The sequence below is a fragment of the Mycolicibacterium houstonense genome (genome assembly GCF_900078665.2).
Taxonomy (GTDB): domain Bacteria; phylum Actinomycetota; class Actinomycetes; order Mycobacteriales; family Mycobacteriaceae; genus Mycobacterium; species Mycobacterium houstonense.
The window spans coordinates 2,430,647-2,452,097 of record NZ_LT546207.1 but is presented as its reverse complement, the minus strand read 5'-3'; the positions used below and the strand labels follow the sequence as shown (position 1 = coordinate 2,452,097).

The following is a 21,451-nucleotide window of genomic DNA, read 5'->3' as shown; positions in this document are numbered from 1 at the left end:
AACGCCAAGCGCAGGCGGATACACGACAGACTCGCCGCGCTACCGGGGGTGCGTGCCGTGCGGCGCCCGGTCAGTCCGGGTTCGGACGAACGGTTCGACCTGTTCTACGTGCGGACCGGGCGCAAGTCGGCGCAGCCCGTCGTGCTCATCCCGGGCGGCCCGGGTGTCGCATCGGTCCGGCCCTACCGNCATCGCCGCGGTGCTCGACGACGCCGGTGTGCACCGGGCGGTGATCTATGGCACCTCGTACGGCAGCTATATCGCCGCGGGATTCGGCGTTCGTCATCCCGACCGGGTCGCGGCCATGGTGCTGGATTCGCCGTTGCTGTCCACCACCGACATCGAGGCCATTCGCAGCGCCATTCGCGGTCTGCTGTGGGAGGGCAACAATCCGGAGACAGTGGAACTCGCGCCCAAGGTCCACCGGCTGGTGGCAGACGGGAAGCTGGCCACCAAGGGCGGGGAACTGGCCGGGCTGTTGTACGGCTTCGGCGGCGCCGCGCTGCTGGACCGACAGCTCGACCTGCTGCTGCGCGGACGGACCCTGGTCTGGTCGGGACTTCGCCGGCTGAGCGGGCTCTCGGCGCGAAAAGCGCCCTACCGCAACGAGGTCGATCTGGTCGGGCGGATCGCCTTCCGTGAACTCAACTACGCCGGGGTGCCCGACGGGCTGCCGCTGGACCCGGCTCTGGACATGGCCGACATGATCGGCAGCGCGAAGTTCTACGAGCCGTTCGAGGCTGAGCCGTTCGACCTGACGCGCGAGCTGCCGCAGTTTCACTGGCCCACCGTCGTGGTGTCCGGCGGCCGCGACCTGACCACGCCACCGGCGATCGCCGAACGGGTGGCCGCACTGGTCCCCGGGGCGGTACTGGTACGCATGCCGACGGTGGCGCACAGCGTGCTCGATACCCGCGAACGCGCTGCCTTCGCGGTGATCCGCGCGGTGTATGACGGTGAGCTCGAACGACTCTCGGCCACCGCGACCGAGCTCGATGCCCTGCCTGCGCGGGCCGTGATCCGCGCGGCAGTGGTGGCGATCTCGACGGCCACCGCGGTGGAAGCGGCATTGCCGCTCCCGCCCGCGGGCTGAGCTCACGGCTACTTCATGAACCCGATCTTGGTGAAGTCCGCGTCGGCCAGGCCGAAGGCCCCGAAATTGGCCAGGTTGCTGCGTACCGCGACGTTGCCCGGTGACTGGAACAGCGGGAGGCTGAACACCTCCTCGAACAACATCTGGTCGAGTTCGTTGGCCAGCGCGCGAGCCTTCTCCGGATCCAGCTCCTCCAGCGTCTGTTCGATCTTGGCGTCGATCTCCGGGCTGCCGATCTTGCCGAAGTTGCTCGCCCCGTCCTGCGTGTAGATCTGGGTCAGCGAGCTCAACGGGAACGCGTCACCGAGGAAGGCGAACTGGGCGATGTCGAAGTCGCCCTTGATGATGTAGTTGGTGAAGAAGCCGGTGCCGGGCTTGGTGTCGAGCTGCAGGTTCACCCCGATCTGGCCGAGCATGTTCTGCGCGATCTGGGCCACCTGCCTGGTGCTGCCCGCGTCGTAGAACACGTTGCGGATCACCAGTTCCTTGCCGTCCTTCTCCCGGAACTGCCGCCCCTCCGGCACTTTCCAGCCCAGCGCGTCGAGTTCGGCCTTGGCTTTCTCGGGGTCGAAGGCCACCGAGGCGGCGTTGTCCTGGTAACCCTGCTGCCCCGCCACGAAGATGTGGTTGTTGAGCGGCACCGGATTGTCGGTCAGACCACGCTGGGTGATGTTGGCCAGCGCCTGCCGGTCGATGCCCTTGGCGACCGCGCGGCGCAGGCCGGGATCGGCCAGGATCGAGCCGGGCGCACCGTTGAAGGTCAGGTGATACCAGCTGGCCGAGGGGGCACGCCGGATGGTGATGCCCGGCGTCTTGCGGGCGATGGTCAGCTCGTCCAGCGACGTGGTCCCGGTGGCGTCGATGGTGTTGTTCTGCAGCGCGGGGATGCGGGCCGCATCATCGAGCACCAGGTAGGTGATGGTGTCGAGCAGGGGAGGGGCTCCCCACCATTTCGGGTTGCGGCTCAAGGTGATCCGCTGTGCGCCGCGGTCGATGTTGGACACGATGAACGGGCCGGCCGACGGTCCGGGTGCGCCGAGCTGGGCCTTGTTGAAGGCCTCGGGGGTGGCGGTCATGCTCTTGGGGAGCAGCCGGCCGTTGCCGGCGAACATCCCTTTCCAGTCCGCGTACGGCTTGGCGAAGGTCATCACGGCCTGGCGGTCGTCGACGCCGCGGGTCACCGTGGCCACCCTCTCGAAGCCATTCGGTGCGGCGATGATGAAGTCCGGATTCTTCCCGCTGTTGGCCTCGGTCTGGGACTTGATGTCCTCCCAGGTGATCGGCGTGCCGTCGGACCACACCGCCTTCGGGTTGATCGTGTAGGTCACCACCTGCGGGTTGGTTCCGGTCAGTTCGACGTTGGTGAAGTAATCGGTGTTCACCGTGGCGGAGCCGTCGGCGGCGATGACGAAGGCGCGGGGCAGGGTCGGCTTGGTCAGCGAGCCGACGTCGCCGGTGTTGCCGTCGATGTGCAACGGGTTGAAGTTGGACGGGAACTCGGTCAGGGCCAGGCGCAGGTTGCCGCCTTGGCGCAGGTTCGCCACGTCCTGGGGATTGACGTCGTTGGTGGTGCCGACCTCGGCATTGCCGCCGGCCGACGGTGTTTCCCGATCGCCTCCGGTACACCCGGCCAGGGCAAGCGTGGTGACTGCTGCGACGATGGCGAAGCGCTGGAGTTTGAACCCCTTGAACCCGTTCACCCAGTCGATGCTAGATGCAGCAACCCGCGGACGCGGCAATACCTAATCAGTGGCGGGGCGTGGTTGCGGTACGGCGGCCAGCAACTTGCGGGTATACGGGTGCTGCGGGTCGGCGAATACCGACTCACCGGTGCCCTGTTCCACGATCGCGCCCTTGTACATCACCGCGACATCGTGGGCGAGATGCTTGACCACCGACAGGTCGTGTGAGACGAACAGGTAGGCCAGGCCGAACCGGTCCTGCAAGTCGAGCAGCAGGTTGATGATCCCGGCCTGGATGGAGACGTCGAGCGCGGAAACCGGTTCGTCGAGCGCGATGATCTTGGGCTGCAGTGCCAGTGCCCGCGCGATGCCGATGCGCTGTTTCTGACCGCCGGAGAACTCCGCGGGGTAGCGGCCGGCGTCGGCGCGGCGCAGGCCGACCAATTCCAGCAACTCGGCCACCCGGTCGTTGATGCGGGGTTTATTGAATCCGTTGGCGGTCAACGGCTCAGCCAACACGTCCGACACCGGCAGCCGCGGGTCCAGCGAGGCTACCGGATCCTGGAACACCACCTGCAGATCGGTACGCAGCGCGCGGCGCGTCCCACGGTTCAGGGAGGCGACGTCGGAGCCCAGTACCTCGATCGAACCCGATTGCGGTGCAGCCAGATTGAGGATCTGGTGCAGGGTGGTCGATTTGCCGGATCCGGACTCGCCGACGATCCCCAGGGTGCGGCCGCCGTGCAGATCGAAGCTGACCTTGTCGACGGCGCGCACCTCACCGATCTGCCTGCGCAGCACCACGCCCTTGGTGAGCTTGTAGGTCTTGGACAGCTCGCGCACCCGCAGCACCGGCGCAGTGTCCCCGGCACCGGCTTCCGGAGCGGCCGGGGCGCTGGCCGGCACCTGATAGATCTCGGTGGCGCTGCGCCCGGCCACCTGTTCGGTGCGGATGCACGCGGCATGGTGATCGGGCGCCAACTCGATGAGTTCTGGCTCGGCTGCTTCACATTCGTCGATGGCCAGCGGGCAGCGCGGGGCGAACGGACAACTGTGCGGCTCGGCGGTGAGTGAGGGGGGAGCGCCGGGGATGGGCACCAGTCGGGTGCCCTGGGGCGCGTCCAGTCGTGGCACGGAGCCGAGCAGGCCGACGGTGTAGGGCATTCGGGCCTGGTCGTACAGCCGGGCCACCGGAGCGTCCTCGACGGCCCGCCCGGCGTACATCACCAGCGCGCGGTCGGCGAACTCGGCGACCACACCGAGGTCGTGGGTGATGATCAGGACGCCGGCGCCGGTGACGTCGCGCGCGGTCTTGAGGACGTCGAGGATCTGGGCCTGCACCGTGACATCGAGGGCGGTGGTGGGCTCGTCGCAGATCAGCAGGTCGGCATCGTTGGCGATGGCGATGGCGATCACCACGCGCTGGCGTTCCCCGCCGGACAGTTCGTGGGGGAAGGCGCGGGCCCGCCGGTCCGGCTGGGCGATACCGACGAGCTCGAGCAGTTCGACGGCGCGAACCCGGGCCGCGCGCCGGCCGAGATCGCGGTTGTGGACCGTGAGGGCCTCGGCGATCTGGTCCCCGATGGTGTAGACGGGGGTCAGCGCGGACATCGGGTCCTGGAACACGGTGCCGATGACGTTGCCCCGAATGCGCGACATTTCCGGATCGGCCAGGCCGACGAGTTCCTCGCCGCGCAGCCGCACCGATCCGGATACCTCGGCGAATTCGGGCAGCAGCCCGACGACGGCCATGGCGCTGGCCGACTTCCCGGCGCCGGATTCGCCGACGAGCGCGACCACCTCGCCGGCGTCGACGTGAAAGTTCACCCCGCGCACCGCATGCACGACGTCGCTGTCGGTGGGGAAGTCCACCCTCAGATCGGATACTTCGAGGAGCCGGCTCACTTTCGCGACCTCCGTCTGCGGAGCTGACCACTGCCGGGGTCGAACGCGTCGCGCAACCCGTCGCCGGTCAGGTTGGCGCACAGCACGATCAGCACCAGCACTCCGGCCGGGAACAGGAACACCCAGGGGAACGTCGTGGCCGAGCGGGTGCCGTCGGCGATCAGGGTGCCCAGCGAGACGTCGGGCGCCTGGATGCCGAAACCCAGGAAGCTCAAACCGGTTTCGCCCAGAATGGCCAGACCGACGTTGAGTGCGGTGTCGATGATCAGCAGTGACGCCACGTTGGGCAGGATGTGGCGCGCGATGATCCGCCAGTTGCTCACGCCCATATACCGTGCGGCGACGACGAATTCGCGTTCACGCAGGCTCAGCGTCAAACCGCGGACGATCCGGGAGCTGATCATCCACCCGAACACCGAGAACAACACGATCAGCCAGAACACCCGATCCGACTGGCCGAGGCGGGGCGTGACGATGGCGATGAGGATGAAGCTGGGCACCACCAGGAGCAGGTCGACTATCCACATCAGCGCGGTGTCGCGCCAGCCGCCGAAGTAGCCGGCAATCGCGCCGACGGTCGCGGCGATGATGGTTGAGATGAACGCGACGCAGACGCCGATCAGCATGGATTTCTGCATGCCACGCAGGGTTTGGGCGAAGATGTCCTGCCCAAGGGCATTGGTGCCGAACCAGTGGTCGAGCGACGGCGGCTGTTGCAGCGCGTAGTAATCGAGGTCGGTGTAGCTGTAGGGCAACAGCGGCGGCAGGGCGTAACAGCCGACGAACAGCACGACCAGCAGCACCAGCGACGCCACGGCGGGCTTGTTGCGCAGGAACCGGCGGAACACCAGGGTGCGCCGCGTCGCGAATTCCTCGGTGTGCAGCCCGGACCGCGCCGACGTGGCATCAGAACTCTGAGTCATCGCACCCGCACCCTGGGATCCAGCGCCGCATATATGACGTCCGACAGCAACCCCGCCAGCAGCACCACCGCTCCGGTGAACACCGTGATGGCGGCGATGATGTTGGTGTCCTGGGTGGCAATGCCCTGCACCACCCATTCGCCCATGCCGTGCCAGCCGAAGATCTTTTCGACGAACACCGCGCCAGTCACCAATCCGGCCACGCCGTAGGCGAACAGCGTGGCCATCGGGATGAGCGCGGTGCGCAGCCCGTGCTTGAACAACGCCTGGCCGCGGGTGAGGCCCTTGGCCCGAGCCGTGCGGATGAAGTCCTGGCCCAGCACGTCGAGCATGGCGTTGCGCTGGTAGCGGCTGTAGCCGGCGATGGCGCCGAGCGCGAGGGTGAACGTGGGCAGCACCAGGTGCTGCATCCGGTCCACGAACTGGTTCCACCACCCACCGATGGCATCGGGAGAGCTCTCCCCGGTGTACTCGAACAGCTGCACGCCCAATATCGAGTTCACGTTGAGCGCGGCCAGGATCAGCATGTTGGCGATCACGAACGTGGGCGCGCTCAGCACGAGCAGTGACAGCAGGGTGATGAACCGGTCGGAGAGCCGATATTGCCGGATGGCGCCCCAGGCGCCGAACACCACACCGATCACGGTGCCCACGACGGAGCCGATGACGAGCAGGCGCAGGCTGACTCCGATGCGTCGCCACAGCTCGTCGGACACCGGTTGGCCGGTCACCGTGGTGCCGAAGTCGCCGCGGGCCGCGCCAGATGCCCAGTCGACGTACCGCAGCGGAATCGGCTTGTCGAGGCCGAGTTCGGCGGCCTTGGCGTCGATCGCGGATTGCGGTGGCCGCGGGTTGCGTTGCAGCAGGCTGTCGAGCGGTTCGAACGTCAACGATGTCAGCGTGAACGTCAGGAAGGACGCCAGGGCCAGCAACACGATGTAGTTGAGCAGCCGGCGCGCCAGGAAGCGCGTCATCCGGTCGTTCCCACCCACGGCTGCATGGGACACAGGGTAAATCAGCCGCCAACCGGATCCGCTCATCGTGGTGGTGTCGCCTTCCGCGCGCCCAACCGGTCGGGCAACTGGCAGCCGGCTCACAGCCTGGGCATAGAAACCGGGCGTTCACTGAAAACATGTTGGTCGGCGAACTCAAGAAGCTGAAAGTGCTCGCTGCGGGCGCCGGGGGTGCGGCAGTGGTGGGGCTGGGCGTATTCGGTGCCGCAGCGGTCGGCGCGGTGGGTCAGGGTGCCGGGGCGATGGCCTCGAGTTCTCACATGAACCTGGGGCAGACCAGCACGGAGACGACGCCGCCGTCGGCGCCGGAGGTGTCGATGGCCGTGCCGGCGCTGCGCGGCAACACCCCACCGTCGGGTTTCGCCACCACGCATTGATGGCGCGTCGATGCGGTTTCACCTCCGGCCGCATCGGCTACCCACAGCACGGGAGGTGAGCTCATTGAGTAGCGCGAAGGAAAACAATCGGCGAAATCTGAAATTGATATCGGCCGGTGTGGGCGCCATCGGCGGGTTAGCCACGGCGGTGCTCGGCGTAGGCGTGGCCGGGGGCATCACCGGTGCCCCGCAGCGGGTCGAGCCGCCGGACGTCACGACTGGACAGACGATCACCCCGACGACCGCGCCGACCGCACCGGAAACCTCGGTGGCCACACCGTCGGTCTCGGCGACCACGCCGTCAGGGTTTGCTACTCCACACTGATCGCCGCGCACCGATCACCTGCTCGGTACCAGCGGCGGGTTTACCCGTCGCCGCCGGGCGGGTAGGGAGGTCGGTGTGACAGGAGACGAACGCAACAAGCGGACCAAGTACGCCATGGCCGGTGTCGGAGCGATCGCACTGGCAGCGATGGGCGCCGTCGGCGCCTTGGCGCCCATCAGCGGCGCGGAGACCGGCCCGGTGCCGGCCGCCACCATCGGTGAGACCATCACCAAGTCGACAGCCCCCAGCGAACTGGAAACCTCGGTGGCCACCCCGCCGGTGAAGGTCGAACTGCCCGACGGATACGGCAACGGCTGACGCGTCGGCAACTCACCCGGTGCCATTGGTGCCGGTGAGGCTGGTGTTCACAGCCGGCGCATAGGAAGCGCACAGTCCGGGCCTATCCGTCGGGCGAATAATGAGCGGATGAGCTCGACGACCAACGGTGCCGAGTCCGAGTCCGGGCGTGCGGTGATGCGCCGCGCCGACGGGAACCCGATCCGCGTGCTGGTGGTCGACGACGAGCCCGTGCTGGCCGAATTGGTGTCGATGGCGCTGCGCTACGAGGGCTGGGACATCACGACGGCAGGAGACGGCGCCACGGCGATCGCCGCGGCCCGGGACAATCCGCCCGATGTCGTCGTGCTCGACGTGATGCTGCCCGATATGAGCGGCCTGGACGTGCTGCGCAAACTGCGGCAGCAGATTCCCGGCCTGCCCCTGTTGCTGCTGACCGCCAAGGATTCGGTCGAGGATCGCATCGCCGGGCTGACCGCAGGCGGTGACGACTACGTCACCAAGCCGTTCAGCCTCGAAGAAGTGGTGCTGCGGCTGCGGGCGCTGCTCCGGCGCACCGGTGTCACCACCGAGGACGGCGGCGCCAAGATCGTCGTCGGCGACCTGGTGCTCGACGAGGACAGCCACGAGGTGACCCGGGGCGGCGACCCGATCTCGTTGACCGCCACCGAGTTCGAGCTGCTGCGCTTCATGATGCGCAACGCCAAACGGGTGCTGAGCAAGGCGCAGATCCTGGACCGGGTGTGGAGCTACGACTTCGGCGGCCGGTCCAACATCGTCGAGCTGTATGTCTCGTATCTGCGCAAGAAGATCGACAGCGGGCGGGATCCGATGATCCACACGCTGCGCGGTGCGGGTTATGTCCTCCGGCCTGCGCGCTGACCTGCCGGCCGGGCGGGCCGGCGTCCGGTGGTGGTCGCCGCGCAGTTGGTCGCTGCGCGCGCGGCTGGTGGTCACCCAGGTGGCGTTGCTGGCCGTGGTGTGCGCCAGCATCGGAATAGCGACAGAGTTTGCGCTGCAACGGTTTCTGATGAACCAGCTCGACGACCAGCTGATCGAGGCCGGCCGGCGCTCGGCGGCGATCTTCGAACTGCCGATGCCCCCGAGGGGTTTTCCGCCGCCGGTCCTGGTCGGGCCGGAGGACCGGCCGCACGAAGGCCCGGGCTACCGCGTGGTGTTCGACCCCGAGCAGGGACCGGGGCCGGGCTTTCTCAACGCCCCGGGGCAGGCCGCGCGCACGGTCGGAGCCGTCATCGCCCCGGGACGGCGGGTCGACGCCGGCGTCATCACCGCCGACGGCGCCCGCGAGGAGGTCAGCGGAGTTGCGGCGCAGCAGCTGGCCGAGATACTGGCCAACCGGATTCCGCAGACGGTCGATCTCGACGGCTTGGGCCGCTACCGGCTGATCGGGCTGCATCCACGGCACGGCGGCCCGCAGACCATCGTGACAGGGCTGCCGACCGCGGTGGTCGACGACACCCTGCTGTGGGTGCTCGGCATGTTCTTCGTGCTCGCGGCGATCGCGCTGATCGCCGCGACCACGGGCGGCATCCTGATCATCCGGCGCCAACTCGCCCCGCTCTCCAGGGTTTCGGCGGCGGCACGCCAGGTCGCCGATCTCGAACTCGACCGGGGTGAGGTGCAGCTGCCCACCCAGATCGTGCCGGTCGACCCGGCCGGCGCCCACACCGAGGTGGGACAGCTCGGCACGTCGCTGAACCGGATGCTCGACCGCATCGCCGGGGCCCTCTCGGCCCGCCACGCCAGTGAGACCCGCGTGCGCCAGTTCGTGGCCGACGCCAGCCACGAGTTGCGGACGCCGCTCGCCGCGATCCGGGGCTACACCGAGCTGGCCCAGCGCAAGCGTGACGACCTGCCAACGGACGTGGCGCACGCGATGAACCGCGTGGAATCCGAGACCTCGCGGATGACCCAACTGGTCGAGGACATGCTGCTGCTGGCCCGGCTGGACGCCGGCCGGCCGTTGGACCGCGCCGCCGTCGATCTGTCCCGGCTGGTGGTCGATTCGGTCAGCGACGCCCATGTCGCGGGCCCCGACCACCAGTGGTCGCTGGACCTGCCCGACGATCCGGTGACGGTGGAGGGTGACGAGGCCAGACTGCATCAGGTGCTGGCGAACCTGTTGGCCAACGCCCGCACCCACACCCCGGCCGGGACGTCGGTGACGGTATCGCTGAAGCGGAGTCGGGGTGCGGTGGTGCTCACCGTCGCCGACGACGGTCCCGGCATCGCGCCGACCCTGCTGCCGGACGTGTTCGAACGGTTCGCCCGCGGCGATTCGTCGCGGTCGCGACGCGAGGGCAGCACCGGGCTGGGCCTGGCGATCGTCGCGGCGGTGGTCAAGGCGCACGGCGGCACGATCGAGGTGAGCAGCGTGCCGGGTGCGACCGAGTTCGTGGTGCGTCTGCCCGAGTCACAGCAGACGCACAGTTCGGACCAATCGGGCACCTAGCGGCCACGGCCACGATGGAGCCGTGACCCTGGTTGCCGCAGAACCCGTTGCCGAGGCGGAGGCGGCTTCCCCCGGTGACCCGAAGTCCCGTCATCGCATCCTGTTGGCGGTGTTGCTCGCCGGCACGGCGGTGCTCTATCTGTGGAACCTGTCGAGCAGCGGCTGGGCGAACGCGTTCTACTCCGCGGCGGCACAGGCCGGGGCGCAGAACTGGACCGCGATGCTGTTCGGGTCCAGTGATGCCGGCAACGCCATCACCGTCGACAAAACGCCTGCCGCCCTGTGGATCATCGACATCTCCATCCGATTGTTCGGCCTGAATTCGTGGAGCATCCTGGTGCCGCAGGCGCTGATGGGCGTAGGCGCGGTCGCCGTGCTGTATGCCGCGGTGCGCCGCGCCGCCGGACCATGGGCCGGATTGCTGGCCGGTGCCGTGCTGGCGCTGACACCGGTGGCGGCGTTGATCTTCCGGTTCAACAATCCGGACGCGCTGCTGGTGCTGCTGCTCGTCGTGGCCGCGTACTGCGTGCAGCGCGGTATCGAAAAAGACTCCGGCCGTTGGTGGTTCGTCGCAGCGGGTGTCGCGGTCGGATTCGGTTTCCTGGCCAAGATGCTGCAGGCGTTCCTGGTGTTGCCCGCATTCGCCGCGGCCGCGCTGGCCGCGGGGGACCGCCCGCTGGGCCGGCGCATCCTCGATGTGGTCAGCGCCGGGGTGGCCCTGGTGGTCAGCGGCGGCTGGTATCTGCTGCTGGTCGAGCTGTGGCCGGCTTCGGCGCGGCCCTACATCGGTGGTTCGCAACACGACAGCATCATCGAATTGGCCCTGGGATACAACGGTTTGGGTCGGCTGACCGGTGAGGAAACCGGCGGTCTCGGCAACCTCAACTTCGATGTCGGCCCCGGCCGGTTGCTCGGTGCCCAGATGGGCGCCGATATCGGCTGGTTGCTGCCCGCGGCGCTGATCTGTCTGGTCGCCGGGCTCTACCTGACCCGGCGGGCGGCCCGTACCGACCCGGTGCGTGCCGCACTCATCCTGTGGGGCGGCTGGCTGTTGGTCACCGGGGTGGTGTTCAGCTTCATGAACGGCATCGTGCACGCGTACTACACCGTGGCGCTCGCGCCCGCCGTCGGTGCGGTGATCGGTATCGGCGCCACGCTGCTGTGGCAACACCGCACCGATGTCCGTGCCGCGGCTGCGATGTCGGGTGCGGTGCTGGTGACCGCGATCCTCGCGGTGGTGTTGTTGTCCCGGCACGGCGGGAGTTTCGGATGGTTGCGGGTCGTGGTGGCGGCCGGCGCGGTGGCCGCGGTCGTGCTGCTGATGGTGAGACCGTCGGGCCGCGCGATGACCCGGGTGACGGCGGTGCTCGCCGNGCGGCCACGGCCACGATGGAGCCGTGACCCTGGTTGCCGCAGAACCCGTTGCCGAGGCGGAGGCGGCTTCCCCCGGTGACCCGAAGTCCCGTCATCGCATCCTGTTGGCGGTGTTGCTCGCCGGCACGGCGGTGCTCTATCTGTGGAACCTGTCGAGCAGCGGCTGGGCGAACGCGTTCTACTCCGCGGCGGCACAGGCCGGGGCGCAGAACTGGACCGCGATGCTGTTCGGGTCCAGTGATGCCGGCAACGCCATCACCGTCGACAAAACGCCTGCCGCCCTGTGGATCATCGACATCTCCATCCGATTGTTCGGCCTGAATTCGTGGAGCATCCTGGTGCCGCAGGCGCTGATGGGCGTAGGCGCGGTCGCCGTGCTGTATGCCGCGGTGCGCCGCGCCGCCGGACCATGGGCCGGATTGCTGGCCGGTGCCGTGCTGGCGCTGACACCGGTGGCGGCGTTGATCTTCCGGTTCAACAATCCGGACGCGCTGCTGGTGCTGCTGCTCGTCGTGGCCGCGTACTGCGTGCAGCGCGGTATCGAAAAAGACTCCGGCCGTTGGTGGTTCGTCGCAGCGGGTGTCGCGGTCGGATTCGGTTTCCTGGCCAAGATGCTGCAGGCGTTCCTGGTGTTGCCCGCATTCGCCGCGGCCGCGCTGGCCGCGGGGGACCGCCCGCTGGGCCGGCGCATCCTCGATGTGGTCAGCGCCGGGGTGGCCCTGGTGGTCAGCGGCGGCTGGTATCTGCTGCTGGTCGAGCTGTGGCCGGCTTCGGCGCGGCCCTACATCGGTGGTTCGCAACACGACAGCATCATCGAATTGGCCCTGGGATACAACGGTTTGGGTCGGCTGACCGGTGAGGAAANTTTCGGCGGGCATACCCCGAGCGGCAGTCGGGCCGCGATCGAGATCGCGGAATGGGTGCGCTCCCACTACAACGCGGTCACCGTCGACAACGTCACGATCTACGACCTGACCCAGCATGCGACGAACACATAGCCGGCGCATAGCTTCGCCCCACCCAGAACACAATTCGCCGACGAACGATGAAGTCATGACAGCCACCGTCCAAGTTCCCGAGCAGCGGTTCCACTTCGAGTCCCGGCCGAACGCGGCGCTGGCCGCTCAGGCAGCCGGTGTCCCGGTGCTCGACATCGTCGTCCCGGTGCACAACGAGCAAGCCGCACTTGCCCATTCGGTGCGCAGGCTGCGCCGCTACCTGGACGAGAACTTCGCGGTACCGGCCCGCATCACCATCGCCGACAACGCCAGTGTGGACGACACCCCGCGGATCGCCGCCGAACTGGCCACCGAGCTCGACGGGGTGCGGGTGATCCGACTGGAGCAGAAGGGCCGCGGCCGCGCGCTGCACGCGGTGTGGTCGGCGTCCGACGCCCCGGTGCTGGCCTACATGGACGTCGACCTGTCCACCGACCTGGCCGCCCTCGCACCCCTGGTTGCGCCGCTGATCTCCGGCCACTCCGATCTGGCCATCGGCACCCGGCTGGGCCGTGGTTCACGAGTGGTGCGCGCCGCCAAGCGCGAGTTCATCTCGCGCTGCTACAACCTCATCCTGAAATCGACCCTGGCAGCTAGGTTCTCGGATGCGCAATGCGGGTTCAAGGCGATCCGCGCCGATGTCGCTCGCCGGTTGTTGCCCCATGTGGCCGATACCGGCTGGTTCTTCGACACCGAGCTGCTGGTGCTGGCCGAGCGCAGCGGGCTACGGATTCACGAGGTGCCGGTGGATTGGGTCGACGATCCGGACAGCCGGGTGGACATCGTCGCCACCGCCAAGGCGGACCTCAAGGGCATCGGCCGGCTGTTGCGTGGTTTCGCCGATGGGTCGATCCCGGTGAACACCATCGCGGCCCAGCTGGGATCGTCGCGCAGATCGGCCGCGCCCGGCTCGCTGTTGCGCCAAGCCGTGCGGTTCGCCGCCGTCGGGGTGGTCTCGACGCTCGCCTACCTGTTGTTGTTCATGGCGCTGCGGTCCGGGGTCGGGGCCCAGGCGGCCAATCTGGTGGCGCTGCTGGTGACCGCGATCGGAAACACCGCCGCCAACCGGCGGTTCACCTTCGGCATCGCCGGCGCGGGCAACCTCACCCGCCATCACGCCGAGGGCCTGACGGTGTTCGCCATCGCGCTGACCATCACCAGCGGATCGCTGGGCCTGTTGCACGCCATGACGCCCGTGCCCCATCGCGGCGTCGAACTCGCCGTGCTGGTGGTGGCCAACCTACTGGCCACCGTGGTGCGCTTCATCCTGTTGCGGGGATGGGTGTTCCATCCGTCGCGGACGCGACGCACCACCGAGCCCAATCGAGAGACAGGGAAATGACGACCATCATCGACACCGCACCCGACGCGGCCGCCGAGTCCACGGCGCCGAATGCGCCGGTGCCGCGCTGGGTTCGGCCCTCCTATTGGGCGCTGCTGGCCGCCACCTCGGTGCTCTATCTGTGGGGCCTCGGATCCTCCGGCTGGGCCAACAGCTACTACGCGGCCGCGGCCCAGGCCGGCACACAATCCTGGAAGGCCTGGCTGTTCGGATCACTGGACGCCGGCAACGCCATCACGGTGGACAAGCCCCCGGCGGCGCTGTGGGCAATGGGATTGTCGGGCCGGCTGTTCGGCTTCAACGAATTCACCATGCTGCTGCCGCAGGCCCTGATGGGTGTGGGGGCGGTGGCACTGCTCTACGCCACGGTGCGGCGCACCAGCGGCCCGGCCGCCGCCCTGATCGCCGGGTCGGCCCTGGCCTTGACGCCGGTGGCGGCCTCGATGTTCCGCTACAACAACCCCGACGCGCTGCTGGTGCTGCTGCTGGTTCTGGCCGCGTACTTCATGGTGCGTGCGGTCGGTCCGGTGTCGGCCAGGGCCAGCGCCGGATGGGTGGCGTTAGCGGGCTGCGTGCTGGGGTTCGCCTTCCTGACCAAGATGTTGCAGGCCTTCCTGATCGTCCCCGGCCTGGCGTTGATGTTCGTGGTGGCCGCTCCGGTGGTCGGGGTGTGGAAACGATTGGGCACCTTGCTGATCGGTGCGGCGACGATGGCGATCTCGTCGGGCTGGTACATCGCGCTGGTGGCGTTGTGGCCGGCGCAGTCGCGCCCGTACATCGCCGGCTCGACCGACAACAGTCTGCTGCAGCTGGCCTTCGGGTACAACGGCCTGCAACGCATCCTGGGACGTGAGCAGTCGGGGCCGGCCTTCAGCCCCGGTCCGGGTGGGCCCGGCGGCCCCGGGCGCGGGGCCAACCTGATGTTCGGTGGCGACCCGGGCATCGGCCGCATGTTCGGACTGTCCATGGGTACCGAGGCGTCGTGGTTGCTGCCTGCCGCGCTGATCGGTCTGGTGGCCGCCCTGTGGCTGACCCGGCGCGGTCCGCGAACCGACGCGCCACGGGCGGGCCTGTTGATGTGGGGTGGCTGGATGCTGGTCACCGCCACGGTGTTCAGCTTCATGGACGGGATCATCCACCCCTACTACACCGTGGCGCTGGCGCCTTCAGTGGCCGCGCTGGTGGGCATGTCCGTCGCCGAATTATGGCGGGTGCGTGAACGACTCGCGGCGCGCCTGGTGCTGGCGACCATGCTGGCCGGCACCGGGGTGTGGGCGTTCGTGCTCCTCGACCGAACCCCGGACTGGCTGCCCGCGCTGCGCTGGATCGTGGTGATCGGTGCGCTGCTGACGGCAGTGGCCCTGACCCTCACCGCCCACCGGCCCGGCAAGCTACCCGTCGTGGTGGCCTCCGCCGCGATGGTCTTCGGTCTCGGCGCGACGGCGGCATACACCGTCGAGACGGTCGCCGCCGGCCACACCGGCGGACCGATCGCCACCTCGGGGCCCAAGCGGGACATGGGATTCGGCGGACCGGACGGGCCGCCGGGATTCGGGAACACCGACGATCCGGCACTGGCCACGTTGATCGCAGGGGCCGACGGGCGCTGGGCCGCCGCGAGCGTGGGTTCGATGATGGTCAGCGACCTCGAACTCAAGACCGGGGAGTCGCTGATGGCGATCGGCGGATTCACCGGCAGCGACAACTCGCCGACCCTCGAGCAGTTCCAGCAGTACGTCGCCGACGGTCAGGTCCGCTATTTCCTGGACCGGCCCGAGGGTGGCCGCGGTGGGCCGCCGCACGAGGCGCGCGGGAGCGCCGGGCAGATCACCGATTGGGTGAAGGCGAACTTCACCAAGACCATGGTCGGCAACGTTCCCGTGTACGACCTGCGGTCCATCGGCTCAGCCTGATTCTGGCGCTAGCCCCGCCGACCATCGCGGGGCTAGCGTCGAATCATGTCTGTCACCGATCAGTACCTGGCCAACAACGAGGTCTATGCCAAGACCTTCACCGGGCCGTTGCCGCTGCCGCCTGGCAAGCACGTCGCGGTGGTGGCCTGCATGGACGCCAGGCTGGACGTCTATCGCATCCTCGGGCTCGGCGACGGTGAGGCGCACGTCATCCGCAACGCCGGCGGAGTCATCACCGACGACGAGATCCGCTCGCTGGCCATCAGCCAGCGACTGCTCGGGACCAAAGAGATCATCCTGATCCACCACACCGACTGCGGCATGCTGACTTTCACCGACGACGGATTCAAACAACAGATCCAGGACGAGACCGGTATCAAGCCGAACTGGGCGGCCGAGGCGTTCGTCGATCTCGAAGAAGATGTGCGTCAATCCCTGCGCCGCATCGAATCGAGCCCGTTCGTCACCAAGCACGAGTCGTTGCGCGGCTTCATCTTCGACGTCGCCACCGGCAAGCTGGACGAGGTGACGCGGTAGCGCACGTTCGGTCGGTGCGTCGCGCGCACTCACCCCACCTTGTAGGTGGCAATGGCCTTGGCCACCGCCTCGCCGTCGGGCGTGACGATGTCGACCTCGCAGTTGACCAGGGACCTGCCCTGGCGCAGTACCCGCCCGAGGCCGATCAGATCGGTCGCCCGTGCCGGGGCCAGATAGCTGATCGACATCGAGACCGTCACGCCGCGAAGCGAATCCGGGACCTCGGCGTGCGCCCAAGCGGCCGCCATCACCGTGACATCGGCCAGCGCCGCGACGGCCCCGCCGTGCACCATGTCGGCGATCGTGATGTTCGACTGATCCCACGGCAACCGCAGCCGGACCTCGAGGCCGTCCAGGGTTTCGGCGACGATCCCGAGCTTGGTGACAAACGGCGACCGGGGCAGGAACTGTGCCATGACGTCCGGGCCGCTCTGGGTGCTCATGGCCGCAAGTGTGTGTCGCCTGCGGTCAGCGTCTCAATTACCTGCGGGGTAAGCGGGTGACGCCGGTGCCCGAGAATCGGCCGTTTCCACGGGGTCTGGCGCTGTTGGTGGCCGGCGCGTTGTTCATGGAGATCCTCGACGCCACGATCATCGTGCCCGCCATCCCGTTGATCGCCGCATCGTTCGGCGTCGCCGCCGTCGACGTCAACGTGGCGATCTCGGCCTACCTGGTCACGGTGGCCGTGCTGATCCCGGCCAGCGGCTGGCTGGCCGACCGGTTCGGCACCCGCCGGGTGTTCATCGGGGCGATCGCGGTGTTCACGGTGGCCTCGGTCGGCTGTGCGGTCAGTGTCTCGCTGCCGATGCTGGTGGGCATGCGTGTCCTGCAGGGCGTCGGCGGCGCCATGATGGTGCCGGTAGGGCGGCTCGCGGTGCTGCGGTACAGCAGCAAGTCCGACCTGGTGCGGGCCATCGCCTTGTTGACCTGGCCGGCGCTGACGGCCCCGGTGCTGGCGCCGGTCCTGGGCGGGGCGATCGCGACGCTGGGTAGCTGGCGATGGATCTTCGCGGTCAACATCCCGATCGGCGTGATCGGAATTGTGCTCGCGCTCAGACTGGTTCGCGGCGGGCCGCGATCCCCGGCGCGAACACTGGACTGGCCCGGGCTGACGGCGCTCGGCGCGGGGATTGCTGCGGGGTTGATCGCCCTGGAGAACGTCAGGGTGTCGGGGACCGATTGGCGACTGGTCAGCGCGTGCGGTGCCGCGGCGGTCCTGCTGCTCGTCGGCGCGGTGTGGCGGCTGCTCACCGCGTCGGCCCCGCTGGTGCAATTGCGGGTGCTGCGAGTGCACACGCTGCGGATCACCGTGGTCGCCGGATCGTTGTACCGCCTGGTGATCACCGCGGTGCCGTTCCTGTTGCCGCTGCAATTCCAGCTTGAGTTCGGGTGGACGCCCTTGGCCGCAGGCGTCATGGTGGCGGCGCTGTTCGCGGGCAACCTCACGATCAAACCGGCGACCACGCCACTGATGCGCCGGTTCGGTATCCGCACCGTGCTGCTGGTCAACGGGGTGGCCTCGGTGGCGTGTTTCGGTGTGCTGGCCGGGTTGCGGCCCGGCCTTCCGGTGGTGGTGATGGCCGCCGTCCTCTATGTCAGCGGGGCGCTGCGGTCGATCGGATTCACCGCATACAACAGCCTGGCGTTCTCCGACGTCGAGGGGGAGGAGCTGACCCACGCGAACACGTTCAACGCCTCGGTGCAGGAGCTGGCGGCCGGGGTCGGGGTGGCGGTGGCGGCGCTGCTGTTCAGTCAGCTGAGCTCGTTCTCGCTGACCTACCTGGTACTTGGTGGGTTGCTGGCGCTGACCCTGGTCGCGACGGTGCGGTTACCGCGGCACGCGGGCGCGCACGTCAGCGGGCATCGGGGCTGACCGCGGCCCGACGTTGACACCGCCGCGGTCGGCGGATAGATTCCTGGCCATGCTTGCAATTCTGGCCATTCCTACCAACTTAATGGGGAAGTGATGACCACCGCATCAGAAACCGAAGCGGGTCGAGCCGGCCGCTCAGGAAATTATGAGCTGAGTCACCTGCGCGCGCTGGAGGCCGAGGCCATCCACATCATCCGCGAGGTCGCCGCGGAGTTCGAGCGGCCCGTGCTGCTGTTCTCCGGCGGTAAGGACTCGATCGTCATGCTGCACCTGGCCGTCAAGGCGTTCGCGCCCGGCCGGCTGCCGTTCCCGGTGATGCACGTCGACACCGGCCACAACTTCGACGAGGTCTACGAGACCCGCGACGAACTCGTCGAGCACTACGGTGCCCGGCTGGTCGTCGCCAAGGTGCAGGACGACATCGACGCCGGCCGGGTGGTGGAGACCATTCCGTCGCGCAACCCGATCCAGACCGTGACGCTGCTGCGCGGCATCCGTGAGAACAAGTTCGACGCCGCCTTCGGCGGTGCCCGCCGCGACGAGGAGAAGGCCCGCGCCAAGGAGCGGGTGTTCTCGTTCCGCGACGAGTTCGGCCAGTGGGACCCCAAGGCTCAGCGCCCCGAGCTGTGGAACCTGTACAACGGCCGGCACCACAAGGGCGAGCACATCCGGGCATTCCCCATCTCCAACTGGACCGAGTTCGACATCTGGTCTTACATCGGTGCCGAGAAGATCAAGCTGCCCGCCATCTACTACGCGCACCAGCGCAAGGTGTTCGAGCGTGACGGCATGCTGCTCGCGGTGCACAAGTACATGCAGCCGCGCAAGGACGAGCCGGTGATCGAGAAGTCGGTGCGGTTCCGCACCGTCGGCGACGTCACCTGCACCGGCTGCGTCGAATCCACGGCCGCAACGGTTTCCGAGGTCATCGCCGAAACCGCAGTGTCCCGACTGACCGAGCGCGGCGCCACCCGTGCCGACGACCGGATCTCCGAGGCCGGTATGGAAGACCGCAAGCGAGAGGGCTACTTCTGATGAGCACGCTGCTTCGCATCGCCACCGCGGGCTCCGTCGACGACGGGAAGTCCACGCTCATCGGCCGGCTGCTGTTCGATTCCAAGGCCGTCATGGAAGACCAGCTGGCCTCGGTCGAGCGCACCTCCAAGGAGCGCGGCAACGACTACACCGACCTGGCGCTGGTGACCGACGGCCTGCGGGCCGAGCGGGAACAGGGCATCACGATCGACGTGGCCTACCGCTACTTCGCCACGGCCAAGCGGAAATTCATCATCGCCGACACCCCGGGCCACATCCAGTACACCCGCAACATGGTGACCGGTACGTCCACCGCACAGCTGGCCATCGTTCTGGTCGACGCGCGCCACGGCCTGCTCGAACAATCCCGGCGGCACGCGTTCCTGGCCTCGCTGCTGGGCATCCAGCACATCGTGCTCGCCGTGAACAAGATGGACCTGATCGATTGGGATCAGGCGCGCTTCGAGGCCATCCGCGACGAGTTCCACGCGTTCGCAGCGCGATTGGACGTCCACGACGTGACCACGATCCCGCTGTCGGCGCTGCAGGGCGACAACGTCGTCACCAAGTCGGACGTCACGCCGTGGTACGAGGGGCCCGCGCTGCTGAGCCACCTCGAAGACGTCTACATCGCCGGTGACCGCAATCTCGTCGACGTGCGCTTCCCGGTGCAATACGTGATCCGTCCGCAGACCCACGAGCACGCCGACCACCGCAGCTACGCCGGCACCGTCGCCAGCGGCGTGCTGCGTCCCGGTGACGACGTGATCGTGCTGCCGGCCGGCAAGCCCACCCGCATCACCGAGATCCACGGCCCGAGCGGTGTCGTCGACGAGGCGTTCCCGCCGATGGCGGTGTCGATCAGCCTGTCCGACGACATCGACATCTCCCGCGGCGACATGATCGCCCGGCCCAACAACCAGCCCCGGGTCACCCAGGACTTCGACGCCACGGTGTGCTGGATGGCCGACGAGGCCTCGCTGGAACCCGGCCGCGAATACCTGATCAAGCACACCACCCGCACGACCAGGGCCAAGGTCACCGGACTGGACTACCGGCTCGACGTCAACACCCTGCACCGGGACAAGTCGGCCACCGCGCTCAAACTCAATGAGCTGGGCCGCATCTCGCTGCGCACCCAGAGCCCGTTGCTGCTCGACGAGTACACCCGCAACGCCGCCACCGGATCGTTCATCCTGATCGATCCCAACACCAACGGCACCGTGGGTGCCGGCATGGTGTTGCGTGACAGCCGCAACGAATCGTCGAGCCCCAACACGGTGCGGCACGAATCGCTGGTCACCGCGGGCGACCGGCTCAGCCGCGGCCGCACGGTGTGGTTCACCGGCCTTTCGGGTTCGGGCAAATCCTCGGTGGCGATGCTCGTCGAGCAGAAACTGCTCGAAAGAGGCATTCCGGCATACGTTCTGGACGGCGACAACCTGCGGCACGGGCTCAACGCCGACCTGGGCTTCTCGATGGCCGACCGGGCCGAGAACCAGCGCAGGCTCGCCCACATCGCCGCGATCCTCGCCGACTCCGGCCAGATCGTGCTGGTTCCGGCGATCAGCCCGCTGACCGAACATCGCGCGCTGGCCCGGCAGGTGACCACCGACGCCGGCCTGGACTTCTACGAGGTGTTCTGCGACACCCCGCTGGAGGACTGCGAGCGCCGCGATCCCAAGGGCCTGTACGCCAAGGCCCGGGCCGGTGAGATCACCCACTTCACCGGGATCGACAGCCCGTACCAGCGGCCGAAGGACCCGGACCTGCGGCTCACCCCGGAGCACAGCACCGATGAACTGGCCGACATGGTGATCGCACTGCTGGAACTGCCGTCGTGAACGACCACGAACTGGCTGCCCGGCTGGCCACCAAGGCCGGCGATCTGCTGCTCGACGTCCGCGCCGACTTCGCCGACGCGTCACCCGCCGAACGAAAGGCCGCGGGGGACAAGCAGTCCCACGATTTCCTGATGGCCGAGCTGTCCCGGCTGGTCCCCGGTGACTCGGTGCTGTCCGAAGAGGCCACGGCCGACGAGCGCGCCGACCCGGCCCGGCTCGGCGCGGAGCGGGTATGGATCGTCGACCCGCTCGACGGCACCCGGGAGTTCTCCGAGCTCGGCCGCGACGACTGGGCCGTGCACGTGGCGCTGTGGAGCGCAGGCGAACTCGTCGCCGGTGCGGTCGCGCTGCCGGCACAGAACACCACCCTGTCCACGCCGGAGGTGGCCGCGCCGCGTCCGTTCGACGGCCCGCCCCGGGTCGTGGTGTCGCGCACCCGTCCGCCCG

At 68.3% G+C, this 21,451-nt stretch carries 18 protein-coding genes and 2 pseudogenes; 14 read left to right on the top strand and 6 right to left on the bottom strand.

What is annotated here, in order from left to right; genetic code table 11:
* Positions 1–52 precede the first annotated feature (52 nt).
* A complete protein-coding gene (locus BN4332_RS12265; protein ID WP_074133050.1) occupies positions 53–1,093 on the top strand; it encodes an alpha/beta fold hydrolase in 1,041 nt (346 codons plus the stop codon).
* Positions 1,094–1,101: 8 nt separating this feature from the next.
* On the opposite strand, the gene BN4332_RS12260 is transcribed toward BN4332_RS12265, so the two are convergent.
* Genes BN4332_RS12260 through BN4332_RS12245 form a run of 4 tightly spaced genes read right to left on the bottom strand, consistent with a single transcriptional unit; the run spans position 1,102 to position 6,577 of the window.
* Entirely contained in the window at positions 1,102–2,793 is a 1,692-nt protein-coding gene (locus BN4332_RS12260; protein ID WP_066898693.1) for an oligopeptide ABC transporter substrate-binding protein OppA, read from the bottom strand.
* Between the two features lie 42 nt (positions 2,794–2,835).
* Positions 2,836–4,680, bottom strand: coding sequence for an oligopeptide ABC transporter ATP-binding protein OppD (locus tag BN4332_RS12255; RefSeq protein ID WP_066898692.1), 1,845 nt, complete (start codon positions 4,678–4,680; stop codon positions 2,836–2,838).
* Positions 4,677–5,603 (bottom strand): oligopeptide ABC transporter permease OppC, encoded by a 927-nt coding sequence (locus BN4332_RS12250; RefSeq protein WP_066898691.1) that lies wholly within the window; start codon positions 5,601–5,603, stop codon positions 4,677–4,679. Before BN4332_RS12250 ends, BN4332_RS12255 begins: the two co-directional genes overlap by 4 nt.
* On the bottom strand, positions 5,600–6,577 hold the full coding sequence (locus BN4332_RS12245; protein ID WP_066898704.1) for an oligopeptide ABC transporter permease OppB: 978 nt from the start codon (positions 6,575–6,577) through the stop codon (positions 5,600–5,602). Before BN4332_RS12245 ends, BN4332_RS12250 begins: the two co-directional genes overlap by 4 nt.
* 158 nt (positions 6,578–6,735) lie before the next feature.
* Between BN4332_RS12245 and BN4332_RS12240 the strand changes: the two genes are divergently transcribed.
* Positions 6,736–6,993: a hypothetical protein gene (locus tag BN4332_RS12240; protein ID WP_066898690.1), complete on the top strand. Its 258-nt coding sequence runs from the start codon at positions 6,736–6,738 to the stop codon at positions 6,991–6,993.
* 18 nt (positions 6,994–7,011) lie between these two features.
* On the opposite strand, the gene BN4332_RS33220 is transcribed toward BN4332_RS12240, so the two are convergent.
* Positions 7,012–7,290, bottom strand: coding sequence for a hypothetical protein (locus BN4332_RS33220; RefSeq protein ID WP_160110838.1), 279 nt, complete (start codon positions 7,288–7,290; stop codon positions 7,012–7,014).
* Between the two features lie 103 nt (positions 7,291–7,393).
* Between BN4332_RS33220 and BN4332_RS12230 the strand changes: the two genes are divergently transcribed.
* From BN4332_RS12230 to BN4332_RS12195, 8 genes and pseudogenes are all read left to right on the top strand, one after another.
* Positions 7,394–7,636, top strand: a complete 243-nt coding sequence (locus BN4332_RS12230) for a hypothetical protein (protein WP_235654075.1) — start codon at positions 7,394–7,396, stop codon at positions 7,634–7,636.
* A gap of 156 nt (positions 7,637–7,792) precedes the next feature.
* On the top strand, positions 7,793–8,497 hold the full coding sequence (locus BN4332_RS12225) for a response regulator transcription factor (RefSeq protein WP_066898702.1): 705 nt from the start codon (positions 7,793–7,795) through the stop codon (positions 8,495–8,497).
* Positions 8,475–10,088: a sensor histidine kinase gene (locus BN4332_RS12220; RefSeq protein ID WP_066898688.1), complete on the top strand. Its 1,614-nt coding sequence runs from the start codon at positions 8,475–8,477 to the stop codon at positions 10,086–10,088. Before BN4332_RS12225 ends, BN4332_RS12220 begins: the two co-directional genes overlap by 23 nt.
* 22 nt (positions 10,089–10,110) lie before the next feature.
* A pseudogene (locus tag BN4332_RS12215) lies at positions 10,111–11,445 on the top strand (glycosyltransferase family 39 protein); the annotation flags it as partial.
* Positions 11,446–11,485: 40 nt separating this feature from the next.
* Positions 11,486–12,334, top strand: a pseudogene (locus tag BN4332_RS12210) (glycosyltransferase family 39 protein); the annotation flags it as partial.
* A 181-nt stretch (positions 12,335–12,515) separates the two neighbouring features.
* Complete coding sequence (locus BN4332_RS12205) at positions 12,516–13,802, top strand: bifunctional glycosyltransferase family 2/GtrA family protein (RefSeq protein WP_066898687.1); 1,287 nt, start codon at positions 12,516–12,518, stop codon at positions 13,800–13,802.
* Positions 13,799–15,715, top strand: a complete 1,917-nt coding sequence (locus tag BN4332_RS12200; protein ID WP_066898686.1) for a glycosyltransferase family 39 protein — start codon at positions 13,799–13,801, stop codon at positions 15,713–15,715. The genes BN4332_RS12205 and BN4332_RS12200 overlap by 4 nt, the downstream gene beginning before the upstream one ends.
* 45 nt (positions 15,716–15,760) lie before the next feature.
* A complete protein-coding gene (locus tag BN4332_RS12195; RefSeq protein WP_066898685.1) occupies positions 15,761–16,252 on the top strand; it encodes a beta-class carbonic anhydrase in 492 nt (163 codons plus the stop codon).
* A 29-nt stretch (positions 16,253–16,281) separates the two neighbouring features.
* Here BN4332_RS12195 and BN4332_RS12190 read toward each other — a convergent pair whose 3' ends face one another.
* The gene (locus BN4332_RS12190) at positions 16,282–16,695 is read right to left on the bottom strand and encodes a PaaI family thioesterase (RefSeq protein ID WP_066898684.1); all 414 of its coding nucleotides are present in this window, start codon (positions 16,693–16,695) and stop codon (positions 16,282–16,284) included.
* Positions 16,696–16,790: 95 nt separating this feature from the next.
* Between BN4332_RS12190 and BN4332_RS12185 the strand changes: the two genes are divergently transcribed.
* The 4 genes from BN4332_RS12185 to BN4332_RS12170 form a co-directional block, all read left to right on the top strand.
* A complete protein-coding gene (locus BN4332_RS12185) occupies positions 16,791–18,125 on the top strand; it encodes an MFS transporter (protein ID WP_066898701.1) in 1,335 nt (444 codons plus the stop codon).
* A gap of 93 nt (positions 18,126–18,218) precedes the next feature.
* Positions 18,219–19,160, top strand: coding sequence for a sulfate adenylyltransferase subunit CysD (cysD, locus tag BN4332_RS12180; RefSeq protein WP_066898683.1), 942 nt, complete (start codon positions 18,219–18,221; stop codon positions 19,158–19,160).
* The gene (cysN, locus tag BN4332_RS12175) at positions 19,160–21,004 is read left to right on the top strand and encodes a sulfate adenylyltransferase subunit CysN (RefSeq protein ID WP_066898682.1); all 1,845 of its coding nucleotides are present in this window, start codon (positions 19,160–19,162) and stop codon (positions 21,002–21,004) included. Before cysD ends, cysN begins: the two co-directional genes overlap by 1 nt.
* On the top strand, positions 21,001–21,451 hold a 451-nt coding region (locus BN4332_RS12170; protein ID WP_276527211.1), incomplete at its 3' end, for an inositol monophosphatase family protein. The genes cysN and BN4332_RS12170, both read left to right, overlap by 4 nt.